This is a genomic window from Elizabethkingia occulta, from assembly GCF_002023715.1.
In the GTDB taxonomy this organism is placed as follows: domain Bacteria; phylum Bacteroidota; class Bacteroidia; order Flavobacteriales; family Weeksellaceae; genus Elizabethkingia; species Elizabethkingia occulta.
In genome coordinates this window covers 174,774-186,994 of the sequence record NZ_MAHX01000015.1, presented here as the reverse complement: position 1 = coordinate 186,994, position 12,221 = coordinate 174,774, and the positions used below count along the sequence as shown (strand labels likewise).

Sequence of the window (12,221 nt, the reverse complement as noted above, 5' to 3'; positions counted from 1 at the left end):
TGAAAAGGTTTTGTAAATTTGGTCTTACGTAAATTTAAAATTTTTCTGCAAATGCTGCATATACAGATTTTTCCTTTTAATCCTTTTTCTGAGAATACCTACATTGTATATAATGATCAGAAACAGGCTTGGATTATAGATCCGGGAAATATTCACCCGAAAGAAACTGAAGCACTGCAATCTTTTATTGCAGACAATGGCTTGAAAGTTGAAAAGATACTGCTAACCCACGCCCATATTGATCATATTCTGGGGCTACAATGGGCATATGACACTTATAAAGTTCCCGTATACCTCCATCCGGATGAAGAAGAAATTCTGACAATGGGTAATCTTTCCGCACAACGTTTTGGATTCGATTTCGAGAATTTTAATGGGGAAGTAAAATTCCTTAATGAAGGTGACGAATTAAAATTAGGTGATGAAGTATTTCATATTTATTTTACTCCGGGACATTCACCAGGAAGTATCAGCTATCATAATCCGGACGGCAAGTTTATTATTTCCGGAGACGTTTTATTTGAAGGAAGTATTGGACGGACAGATCTGTTCAAAGCCAACTTTGATCAGCTGATCGATAGTATTAAAACTAAACTTCTGGTTCTTCCCGAAGACACCCAAGTTTTCTCAGGACATGGAAATCCTACTAAAATAGGATTTGAGAAGGAACATAATCCATTTTTAAAATAAAACATATGAGCATTAAAGACGGAGTCCTCATTGAAAATCAAAGAGAGGCAGATAATACTCGAAGAATTATCGAGAGACTTAAAGATGAAAATGCCACTTGGAAACCTCATCAAAAATCGATGTCTGCATTGGAACTTGCTTCCCACGTTGTCGAATTACACTTATGGCTAAAGACAGCTCTAGAAAGAGACAGCTTTAATTTCCATACGGATTATGTTCCGTTAAAGGCAACATCCTTTGCAGAGCTACAGGATGTTCTTGCAAAAGGAGTAGAAAACAATATCGATTTTGTTAACGGTACTGATGAAAACTTCTGGCTGCAGACTTATACTCTAAAGGCTGGAGATCACGTTATCGCAGAATTACCAAAAATAGGAGCATTACGCTTTATCATCAACAACCACCTAATCCATCACAGAGGACAGCTGAGCTTATATCTAAGACTACTGGATATTCCTGTTCCCGGACTATATGGACCGTCTGCTGACGAAGCATAAAAATCATTACTCAATAGCAAACAGGCTCATCAATATTGATTGATGGGCTTTTTATTGAATAAATTCAAATAAAGTTTTTACAACCTTTCCTACATTTCTACAAACTCAATAAAATAAATAAGTATTAATTCAAAAATAAATTTTGTAATTAATTAAAATGCATATATTTGCAACATTAAAATACTTGATTAATCAAATATATATCAATGATAAGTGCTGAATTATTACTTTTAATAAACATCAATAAACTGCAATCAGTTATTGCCAGAAAATTTGATTCCCTTAGTGTACATGGACTGGGTTTCAATGATTTTGCCATTTTGTATATACTCAACTCCTCTTCTGAAAACAAAATGCGCAGAATCGATCTGGCAGAAAAAATTGGCCTTACAGCATCCGGTGTAACCAGATTACTAAATCCTATGGAAAAAACAGGACTTGTAACAAGAGAAACCAACGAACGGGATGCCAGAGTAAGTTATGTTGTAATTACTTCTACCGGAAAAAAAATATTGGAAGAAGCTTTGGCCACAGCAGAAAATATTACAAAAGACATTCTTCCTTCCGGAAAGGTTAAGTCACTGAAGACTGTAAGTGATTTCCTGTACGATTTAGGGGGAAATATAAGATAATCTATGATCAGATGAAAAATGCATTAAAACAAGAATTAAGAGAAAAAGCAAAGGCACATAAAATAACAATGGGTGTCCTTAGCATAAGAAATAATACAACAGAAAAACAATATGTCCAGAGTTCTCTGAATATGGAAGCATTGGTTAACAAAATAAAATTCTTACTAAACGGCAGACTATTTACTAATCCACAATTACAAAGTGATTGGACAGAACAGGGAGCTGACAATTTTACTTTTGAATTTGTAACTGTTATTCATTCTCAGGACAATAAGTATATCAATTATCGTCAGGAAATAATGAAAGCTGAAAAAGCTTATATCAACAGTATTGATACAGAAACATACTAATGTTATGACTGAAAAATATTTATCCCCAAGCTTTGAGTCAGGAAAACATTTGTTTCAGAAAAATATACAGGGAAGTATTGTCAACCTGAATCTGATAAAACTAAAGAAAGAAGCAGATTATTCTGCACATCCCGATCTGAAACCTGCTCATAGTATAACTGGCCACCAAGCTTATTTAACTTACATTAAAGAAGCGGAACCTTTTTTAAAAGCCAATGGCGGAGAAATCTTATTCATAGGAAAAGGGAATCTTTTTCTGATAGGCCCTGAAAATGAATACTGGGATCTATGTATGCTGATAAGACAAAAGAGCGTTAGTGATTTTTTTAGTTTTGAGCAGAATGAAGATTATATGAAAATAACAGGACACAGAACTGCAGCTATCGAAGATTCGAGGTTACTACCTCTGGAAGAAGTTTTGTTATAACTATTCTTTGGCTTTATTTGCTGATATAATTTCACGTATACTTATTTAAAAACATAAAAATGGCCGGAGTCTATTCCGGCCATTTTATGTATTATAAGATCATTCGTTATCTGAAAATTATTTCCATTTGATTCCACATCCTACACTTGGTATCTGGAATTCTTCCTGTGGCTGTTCTGCCAGTAAGTTCTCAAATGCAATAATAAGGTCTTCACCGGTAACCTCCTTATGATTACCTGGACGAGATTCATCCATTTGTCCTCTGTATACCAAATCCAGTTTGTCATCGAACAAATAAAAATCCGGAGTACAGGCCGCCTGATAAGCTTTAGCTATAGCCTGGCTTTCATCATACAAGTAAGGGAATGTAATATTTCTTTCTTTAATGAAGTCCAGCATTTTCTCAGGAGAGTCCTCTGGAGATTGTTCCATATCATTTGCATTGATTCCAATAATCTGGATTCCCTGTTCCTGATAATCTTCATGTAATTCTACTACTTTGTCAATTACGTGTTGTACAAACGGGCAATGGTTACTCATAAATACAATCAAAGTACCTTTTTTACCTTTTAGTTCTTCAAGGTTTTCAGATATTTCTGTTAGAGGATTTTCTAGTTCAAAATAAGGAGCTTTAGTTCCTAAAGCCAGCATATTAGAAGGTGTTGTTGCCATTTTTTTAATTGTTTAAGGTTCTAAGCGTTTAAAAAATCTATTCCTGCAAACAGATCGTTCACTTTTAAATAAAAAGTGCTTCTACTAACTTGACAACAAAGATAAAATTTCTTTTAAAATTATTGCCTATCACATTTTTATAAATGCAGAAAATGTTAAAATTTAAAATTTATTTGGAAAATGAACAATAAGGTCTGTAAATTTGCTAACACTGTTAGGAAAAATTTATCATGGGAGTACATGAACGTAGACAGCGGGAAAAAGAATCAGTGCGTGCAAACATTTTGCAGGCTGCATTCAATCTGGCAAAAACGGAAGGATGGGCTTCGCTCTCTATGAGAAAAATAGCAGATGCTATAGAATACAGTGCTCCGGTAGTATATGACCATTTCGAAAATAAGGATGCTATTCTTTTTGAAATTTCTCTTCAGGGATTTAAGCTTTTAAAAAGGGATTTAATAAAAGCTCAAAAGAAATATGAGACCCCAGAAGAACAACTAACAGCTTTAGTAAATGCATACTGGGATTTTGCTTTTAAAAACAAAGAATATTACCAACTGATGTTTGGTCTGGGAATGCAATGTTGTGGCAGGGGCCAGATGAAGGACGAGTTCTCTCTTTTCCAACAGATGATTTACGAATGTACCCTCAAGATCATTGAAAAAAATGGATCTAATACGGATGAAGCTTGTCACAAATCTCATGCTTTATTTTCTGCGGTACACGGAATGATTTCTATTATGATGATGCGTAATGCGGATATGCCGGAAACAATGAACAAAGCTACATTTGATGAAGCAGTTGTTTCCTTTATTAAATCTTTGTAAATTTTTTTTGAACCAAATATTAACACCGTTAGGAAAACTAACGTATAAATAATAAACATACTGTTCATCACACTTTTTAATAAAAAAATCATAAAACTAATGCGTCCGGATATTTGACACGCTCTATTTTTCAGACAGTTATATTTTATCTAAATATTAACACTGTTAGAAAATATTACACCTATTAACAATATTTTAATCTGTAAAAACAGAAACTAAGCTTATAAACAAAAAAATCTGAAATTATAATGAAAATGCTTGAAAAATCAGGAGTTATTATACTGCTTTCTGGTATCATAATACTACTAAACAGTTGTAGCAAGGCCTCGGAAACAGCGGGCCAGGCACCACCTCCACCTCAGGTACCTGTATATACAGTAGTTTCCTCCCCGGCAACTACCTATCAGGAATTTCCTGCTGCTTTGGAAGGAAAAAATAATGTAGAAATCAGATCACAGGTAGACGGTTACCTTGATAAAATCTATGTAGAAGAAGGGTCTTTTGTAAGAGCCGGACAACCTTTGTTCAAAATTGATTCCCGTACATACGGAGAGCAGGTAAACATGGCACAAGCCAATTTACAAGCTGCCAATGCCAATATACAGAAGGCTAAAGTTGAAGTAGACCGTTTAATTCCCCTTGTAAGTTCCAAAGTTGTTTCGGATGTACAACTGAAAACAGCAAAAGCCAATTATGCTGTAGCTGTGGCAGCTGCGGAACAGGCAAAAGCATCATTGGGAAATGCGAGAATTAATGCCGGATTTACAACTATTACTGCACCTGTAAGTGGATATATTGGAAGAATTCCGAATAAGAAAGGAAGTCTTATTTCCAGAGCAGATGCAAATCCGTTGACTACACTTTCGGACGTTAGCCAGATCTATGCCTATTTCTCACTAAGTGAACTGGACTTTATTGCCTTTAAGAATAAATATACAGGTGCCACTCTGGAAGAAAAAATCAAAAATATGCCAATGGTAGATCTTGTTATTGCCGATAACAGTCTTTATCCTCAAAAAGGAAGAATGAGTATTATTGACGGTCAATTCGACAAAAGCACAGGAGCGATAAGCATAAGAGCTGTATTCCCTAATGCCAACGGAACACTAAGAAACGGAAATACCGGTAAGGTACGTATGCCTCAATTATTGAGCAATGCATTGGTTGTTCCTCAAGAATCAATCTTTGAAATTCAGGATAAAACCTATGTGTACATTCTGGGGAAAGATAAAAAAGTAACCAGCAAGCCTATCAGCATTTCCGGAAAAACGGACAGCTACTATTTTGTTTCCGACGGCCTTAAGGCTGGTGATAAAATTGTCTATACTGGTTTGGGAATGCTGAAAGATGGTGCTGTTGTAAATCCAAAAGCGCTTTCCTCCGACAGTCTGCTTCAGGCCAAGCCTCTATAGCTGACAATGAAATTATTAACATCATAACAATACGGAGTATTCCCAAAATAATACTCCGAAAATTCAATTCTTATGTTAAAAAAATTTATCGAAAGACCGGTACTCTCTACCGTTATCTCTATAATACTACTATTACTGGGAACTCTTTCATTGTTTAACCTTCCGATTACACTATTTCCGGATATTGCACCTCCAAGTGTACAGGTTACAGCTTTCTACCCGGGAGCTAATGCGGAAGTCGTTGCCCGATCGGTAGCGAACCCTATTGAAGAGGCTGTGAACGGTGTGGAAAACATGACCTATATGACGTCCAACTCCAGTAACGACGGAACAATGACCCTGAATGTATTTTTCAAACAGGGAACAGATCCGGATAATGCTTCTGTAAATGTTCAGAACAGAGTTTCCAAGGCAATGAGTCAGCTTCCTCAGGAAGTAACCCAGTCCGGAATCTCGACACAGAAAGTACAGAACAGTTTTATCATGTTCATGGGATTATACAGTGAAGATCCTAAACAATATGACGAACTATTCTTGCAAAATTACCTGAAGATAAATGTTATTCCTCAGATACAGCGTATTCCGGGAGTTGCACAGGCACAGGTATTTGGTACAAGAGATTACTCTATGAGAATTTGGCTGAAGCCAGATCGTCTTGCTGCAAATAATCTTTCGCCTCAGGAAGTAATGGCAGCAATTAAAGATCATAACCTGGAAGCAGCGCCTGGCCGTTTGGGCCAAGGGAGTAAAGAAACTTATGAATACATCCTTAAATATAAAGGTAAACTGAATAAGAATGATGACTATGAAAACATTGTAATCAAAGCTAATTCAGATGGTTCATTCCTAAGATTAAAAGACCTTGCCAGAGTAGAATTAGGTTCTTATACCTATACAGCAGCAAACCGCGTAGATGGTAAGCCTGTAGCCGGGTTTGCAATTCTGCAAACAGCAGGCTCCAACGCTAATGAAATTCTTACACAAATTGAGAAGCAGGTCGATGAGTTCTCTACTACTCTTCCAAAAGGTGTGAAACCAATCATCATGTATAACTCCAAGGACTTCCTGGATGCTTCTATCCATCAGGTTGTGGAGACATTGGTTATTGCGTTTGTACTGGTATTTATCGTTGTTTTCATTTTCCTTCAGGATTTCAGATCTACATTAATTCCGGCAATTGCTGTTCCGGTGGCTATTATCGGTACATTCTTCTTTCTTCAGCTGTTTGGCTTCAGTATCAACATGCTTACCTTATTTGCATTGGTACTGGCGATTGGTATTGTTGTAGATGATGCTATTGTTGTTGTGGAAGCAGTCCACTCCAAAATGGAGCAGACCGGTATGCCTGTAGAGCAAGCTACAATGAGCTCTATGAGTGAGATCTCCGGGGCTATTATTTCTATTACTCTGGTTATGTCTGCAGTATTTGTTCCTGTAGGATTTATGCAGGGACCTGCCGGAGTCTTCTACAGACAGTTTGCCTTTACTCTGGCTATCGCCATTATTATATCAGCGATTAATGCTCTTACACTAAGTCCGGCATTATGTGCTTTATTTTTGGATGATCCTCAGGGCGAACATGGTCATCAGGAGAAAAAAGGGTTTGGAGCTAAATTCTTTAGAGCTTTCAATGCAGCGTTCAACACGATGACACGTAAATACATTTACAGTCTTAAGTTTTTGATTAAGAATAAATGGATTGCTGTAACTGGTCTTGCATTAATTACCGGAATCAGTGTTTTTCTAATCAACAAAGCACCATCCGGATTTATCCCGACAGAAGACCAGGGCTTTGTATTATATGCTGTAAATACTCCTCCGGGAAGTTCATTAGAAAGAACTCACCGGGCTACAGAGGAAATAGATAAAATTGTAAAAAAGGAAAGTGCAACGAATCACCTTTGGGTAGCAGACGGACTAAACTTTATCAGTAATGCCAATGCATCACCATACTCGGCAGGTTTCATCAGACTGAAAGACATTGATAAAAGAGGAGATCTAAAAGATCCCGATCAGATTGCTGCTACCTTAACCGGAAAAGTAAGTGCTGTAAAAGATGCTAATGCGTTCTTCTTTAACTTCCCTACTGTACAAGGGTTTGGTAATGTCAGTGGTTTTGAATTTATGCTGCAGGACAAAACCAATGGTTCTTTCGAGCAGTTGGGAACAACAGCTCAGGCGTTTATTGGTGAATTGATGAAGAGAAAGGAAATTGCATTTGCCTTTACTACATTTGCTGCCGGAAACCCACAGTATACCATAGAAGTTGATTCTGAAAAAGCAAAACAACTAGGTGTATCTATTACGGAGCTTATGCAGACTATGCAGATCTATTTCGGTAGTAGCTTCGTATCCGATTTCAACAGATTTGGTAAATATTACCGGGTAATGGCACAGGCTGATGTTCCGTATCGTACAGATATCAACTCACTGGAAGGCATCTATGTGAAAAACAATATGGGCGAAATGGTTCCAACTAAAACACTAGTTAAACTAAAAAGAACATATGGACCTGAAACAGTTACAAGAAATAACTTGTTCAATTCTGTAACCATCAACGGAACACCAAAACCAGGATATAGTACCGGAGATGCCATTAAAGCAGTAGAAGAAGTAGCTAAACAATCACTTCCTCGTGGCTATGGCTATGAATGGACGGGTATTACCCGTGAAGAAATTAAAGCTGGCGGACAGACTGTATTTATCTTCCTATTGAGTATACTATTTGTTTACTTCCTTCTTTCTGCACAATACGAGAGTTATATTCTTCCGTTCGCTATTATTCTGACTATTCCGACGGGGATATTCGGAGTATATGCTTTCACCGGATTGGCAGGAATCGACAACAATATTTATGTTCAGGTGGGACTGATTATGCTTATTGGTTTATTGGCGAAAAATGCAATCCTGATTGTAGAATTTGCTGTTCAGCGAAGAAAAGCAGGTAAATCACTGATAGAATCAGCGCTTCAGGCATCAAAATTAAGACTTCGTCCTATTCTGATGACATCTTTCGCCTTCATTATTGGTATGCTTCCATTGGTTTGGACACAAGGTGCGTCGGCTAAAGGAAATCATTCTATCGGAATCAGTACTGTTGGCGGAATGCTTACCGGAGTTTTACTGGGAATCTTCATTATTCCTGTATTATATGTAATCTTCCAGTACCTGCATGAAAAAATGCCAAGCAAGAAAAAACGCAGAGCACTTCAGAAAGAATTAGCTCATCAACATTCTGCTTCACACTAAAATTATTTAATAGACATGCAAAGAATACATCAAATATTTCTGGTAGTAGCACTGGCCGCAATTGTGGTTTCGTGTAAAACCAGAGTAGCTTATACAAAGCCTGATCTTCAGCTGCCCTCGGAGTTTCGTTTTACGGCAACTGCTGATACAGCCAGTATTGCCAATATGAGTTGGAAACAATTTTTCGGTGATCAGACACTTCAGCAGTTAATAGAAAAAGGGATTAACCATAATCTCGATTTACAGATTGCATTGAAGCAGGTAGCCGCGTCGCAGGAAAGATTATTGCAGGCCAAATATTTACAATTCCCTGATATTAATTTTACGACATCGGCACAGATATCAAGGCCTTCTAAAAACAGTATGAATGGCCAGAGTCTGAATCTATTTATCGGAAAAAACCATGTAGAAGACTATAATGCAGCTTTCAACCTCTCTTGGGAAGCAGATATCTGGGGAAAAATTAAAAACCAGAAGGAAGTAAGCAAAATGCAGTATCTACAGACGTATGAAGCGTCAAAAGCAATACAGACTCAGGTTATCGCTGCCATTGCTCAGGGGTATTACAACCTGCTTATGCTGGACAAGCAAATGAAAATAGCAGAGTCGAATCTGGAACTAAGTGAAAGTACATTAACCATTACACAGAAAATGTGGGACAGCGGTGATGCTACAGCTTTGGGAATTCAACAGGCAAAAGCACAGAAACAGTCAACCGAGCTTCTTATTTCGCAACTGAAACAGAATATTGCTATCCAGGAGAATGCTTTAAGTATTCTTACGGGAGAAGCTCCTAACACAGTGAACAGATCCCTGGATATTGCAGATGCTTCTATGCCTGCAAATATTTCCGCCGGACTTCCTGCAGCATTGGTAAGCCGCCGCCCGGATGTAAGACAGCAGGAACTGGCCTTACTGGAATCTAATGCTTTAGTTGGTATTGCACAAGCCAATATGTATCCCGCTCTGAAAATTACTGCAGGTGGTGGGATTAATTCTTTCAAATTTGATAATTGGTTCCAGATTCCGGCTTCTCTTTTCGGTTCTGCCTTAGGAGGGATTACCCAACCTATCTTCCAGAAAAGACAATTGAAAACGGATTTGGAAGTTGCAAAAATTCAGCGTGAGAAAAATGTACTGGCATTTCGTCAGTCTGTTCTGAATGCAATGGGTGAAGTATCGGATGCGATGGCTTCAAATGAGCAGCTAAAAACACAGGAAGTGACAGCTATTGATCAGGTATCTACCCTAAAAGACGGGATAAAAAATGCACAGATGCTTTACAAAAGCGGAATGGCTAATTATCTGGAAGTAATTACTGCGCAGGCTAATTCGCTTCAGGCAGAATTAAATCTTGCTTCTATCAAACGCCAGCGTTTGAGCAGCATGGTAGATCTTTACAGAGCCCTTGGTGGCGGATGGAAATAAATGTCAATCCATTTTTATATAATCTATTTTAATGTGAATCACGGCTCGAAAGCCGTGATTCTTTATTTTAGAAGGGATAATTGTTGCAATAACTTCTCAAGATCTTCCTCTGTATAACCTAACCGCAAATAATGGATATCTTCTGCTTTACGATACCAGGTGAGTTGGCGTTTTGAATAACGTCTGCTGTTTTTCTTTATCTCTTCCACCGCAAAATCCAATGTCCATTCACCATCCATGTACTTAAATAGCTCAGAATAACCTACCGTCTGTAATGCCGTTTTTTCACGGAAAAGATAAAGTAGCGTAGCTTCTTTCAGTAAGCCTTTCTCCATCATGATGTCTACACGCCTATTGATTCGGTCATATAAAACCTCTCTTGGCGCTTCTATTCCGATTCTGATAACATCAAAATTTCTTTCAATTCTGCTCTTGTTTAAAAGCTCAGAATATGGACTTCCCGTTTGCCAAAATATATCAAGTGCTCTCAGGAGTCTTCTTGGATTTTCAGTATCGGCTTTATCATAATATAACGGATCGGCTTCTTTTAAAAGCTCCTGAAGTTTTGCAATACCCTCAGATTCCAAAATAGCTTCCAGTTTTTTGATATTTTCTGCATTGGCTTCCGGCAATTTGTCTAACCCATCAATAACTGCTCTTTCATACATTCCGGAACCCCCAACCATTATTACAACTTCATATTTTTGAAACAGCTCATCTAATTTGTTCAGGGCGTCTTTTTCATATTTACCAATAGAATAATCATCCTGAATACTCAGGTTAGCAATAAAATGATGCGGAGCTGCAGCCAGTTCCTCTTTATCAGGCATTGCAGTACCTATAGGCATTTCCTTAAAAAACTGACGGGCATCGCATGAAACGATTTCTGTTCCGAAGCGTTGTGCTATTTCAATAGCAAGTTTAGTTTTCCCTATGCCTGTAGGTCCAACAACAGAGATCAGAAGTTTGTTATTTTGTTTCATCCGTAATATATTCATCACCTGATATTTTTATCAGGCCTCATTTCAAAGGTCAAAAATAAAAAAACCACCCGAATTGGGTGGCTTATTCTGTGTATTGTTTTTACTGAGCTTCGACTTCAATGGTTTTAATTCCGTTTTTCTTGTCGTCTTCCCAGATTAGAAATTTTTCAACTTCTTTCATTAGTACCGGCATAGCCAGTGCTAATACTGCCAAATCATCCATTTGTCCTATTACCGGAATCCAGTCCGGAAGTACATCGATTGGTGATATTGCATATACAAGTGCCAGACCGGGAAGAATAAAACCTTTAAGATCGGGTTTGTAATCTCCTTTTGAAATAAATTTTATCATTCTGAATAAATCCGGAAGCTTTCGGATAAAACCTTTATGTCTGAATGCTTCTTGTATCAGTCTGATTTTTGATGCTTTTAATGCCATTCCTGTAAATTATATTTTGGTTTGATAGCATTAAAATCTCAAAATCTGTACCAATGTCTATTTTGTGACAGTATCTACAAATTGTCGATTAGAATCTGAGTTCCAGTCATCTGCACCTTCTTCTTTCTTCAGTATTCTTCCTTTCTTGTCAAGAATAAATGTAGAAGGGAAAATCTTTACCAGAAACTTATCCGGAAGCGGACTTGTTGCAATATATACAGGAACTGTGTAATTACCTTCTTTCAAAAATTTAGCAACATCTTCTTCTTTATCCTGCATAGCGATAAGAACAAAATCCATTTTATCCTTTTTACCATCGTACAACTTCTGAATTGTTGGCCATTCCTGGCGGCATGGTGGGCACCATGTTCCCCAGAAATTCAGGAATACTACCTTACCTTTGAAATCTTTAAGATTCGCATCTGGCACATTCATTCCCTTAAGCTCAATATTATATTCAGCATCGGTGACAGTCACTTCATTATTCAGCTTCTCAACCGTTGGCTTCATCATCACCTGATCTTTAAAAAAGTTTCTAAGACCCGGCACCAGAAAGATCACTGCAACAACAGCAACCAGTACCAATATCCATATTTTTGAACCTTTCATCTGTAT

At 37.5% G+C, this 12,221-nt stretch carries 13 protein-coding genes; 9 read left to right on the top strand and 4 right to left on the bottom strand.

Annotated features, from left to right (window positions below; genetic code table 11):
• Positions 1-51 precede the first annotated feature (51 nt).
• The 5 genes from BAZ10_RS10360 to BAZ10_RS10340 all read left to right on the top strand — a co-directional run bounded on the left by BAZ10_RS10360 (position 52) and on the right by BAZ10_RS10340 (position 2,596).
• Complete coding sequence (locus tag BAZ10_RS10360; protein WP_078771989.1) at positions 52-690, top strand: MBL fold metallo-hydrolase; 639 nt, start codon at positions 52-54, stop codon at positions 688-690.
• A 5-nt stretch (positions 691-695) separates the two neighbouring features.
• A complete protein-coding gene (locus BAZ10_RS10355; RefSeq protein ID WP_078771988.1) occupies positions 696-1,187 on the top strand; it encodes a DinB family protein in 492 nt (163 codons plus the stop codon).
• A 206-nt stretch (positions 1,188-1,393) separates the two neighbouring features.
• Positions 1,394-1,819, top strand: coding sequence for a MarR family winged helix-turn-helix transcriptional regulator (locus tag BAZ10_RS10350; RefSeq protein WP_078771987.1), 426 nt, complete (start codon positions 1,394-1,396; stop codon positions 1,817-1,819).
• 11 nt (positions 1,820-1,830) lie between these two features.
• Complete coding sequence (locus BAZ10_RS10345; RefSeq protein WP_078771986.1) at positions 1,831-2,169, top strand: GIY-YIG nuclease family protein; 339 nt, start codon at positions 1,831-1,833, stop codon at positions 2,167-2,169.
• A 4-nt stretch (positions 2,170-2,173) separates the two neighbouring features.
• Positions 2,174-2,596 (top strand): DUF1330 domain-containing protein, encoded by a 423-nt coding sequence (locus BAZ10_RS10340; RefSeq protein ID WP_078771985.1) that lies wholly within the window; start codon positions 2,174-2,176, stop codon positions 2,594-2,596.
• Positions 2,597-2,713: 117 nt separating this feature from the next.
• On the opposite strand, the gene BAZ10_RS10335 is transcribed toward BAZ10_RS10340, so the two are convergent.
• Positions 2,714-3,268, bottom strand: a complete 555-nt coding sequence (locus tag BAZ10_RS10335) for a thioredoxin family protein (protein ID WP_078771984.1) — start codon at positions 3,266-3,268, stop codon at positions 2,714-2,716.
• A gap of 230 nt (positions 3,269-3,498) precedes the next feature.
• On the opposite strand from BAZ10_RS10335, the gene BAZ10_RS10330 reads away from it, so the two are divergent.
• The 4 genes from BAZ10_RS10330 (at position 3,499) to BAZ10_RS10315 (ending at position 10,184) form a co-directional block, all read left to right on the top strand.
• On the top strand, positions 3,499-4,095 hold the full coding sequence (locus tag BAZ10_RS10330) for a TetR/AcrR family transcriptional regulator (RefSeq protein WP_078771983.1): 597 nt from the start codon (positions 3,499-3,501) through the stop codon (positions 4,093-4,095).
• A 248-nt stretch (positions 4,096-4,343) separates the two neighbouring features.
• A complete protein-coding gene (locus tag BAZ10_RS10325; protein WP_078771982.1) occupies positions 4,344-5,507 on the top strand; it encodes an efflux RND transporter periplasmic adaptor subunit in 1,164 nt (387 codons plus the stop codon).
• Positions 5,508-5,579: 72 nt separating this feature from the next.
• The gene (locus BAZ10_RS10320) at positions 5,580-8,756 is read left to right on the top strand and encodes an efflux RND transporter permease subunit (RefSeq protein ID WP_078771981.1); all 3,177 of its coding nucleotides are present in this window, start codon (positions 5,580-5,582) and stop codon (positions 8,754-8,756) included.
• Positions 8,757-8,771: 15 nt separating this feature from the next.
• Positions 8,772-10,184 carry an efflux transporter outer membrane subunit gene (locus BAZ10_RS10315; protein WP_078771980.1) on the top strand — a complete coding sequence of 471 codons (1,413 nt, stop codon included), beginning with the start codon at positions 8,772-8,774 and terminating at the stop codon, positions 10,182-10,184.
• 62 nt (positions 10,185-10,246) lie between these two features.
• On the opposite strand, the gene miaA is transcribed toward BAZ10_RS10315, so the two are convergent.
• From miaA to BAZ10_RS10300, 3 genes are all read right to left on the bottom strand, one after another.
• Entirely contained in the window at positions 10,247-11,182 is a 936-nt protein-coding gene (gene miaA, locus BAZ10_RS10310) for a tRNA (adenosine(37)-N6)-dimethylallyltransferase MiaA (protein ID WP_078771979.1), read from the bottom strand.
• An 85-nt stretch (positions 11,183-11,267) separates the two neighbouring features.
• On the bottom strand, positions 11,268-11,606 hold the full coding sequence (locus BAZ10_RS10305) for a YkvA family protein (RefSeq protein WP_059326054.1): 339 nt from the start codon (positions 11,604-11,606) through the stop codon (positions 11,268-11,270).
• A gap of 57 nt (positions 11,607-11,663) precedes the next feature.
• Positions 11,664-12,215, bottom strand: coding sequence for a TlpA family protein disulfide reductase (locus BAZ10_RS10300; protein ID WP_078771978.1), 552 nt, complete (start codon positions 12,213-12,215; stop codon positions 11,664-11,666).
• Positions 12,216-12,221: the final 6 nt, after the last annotated feature.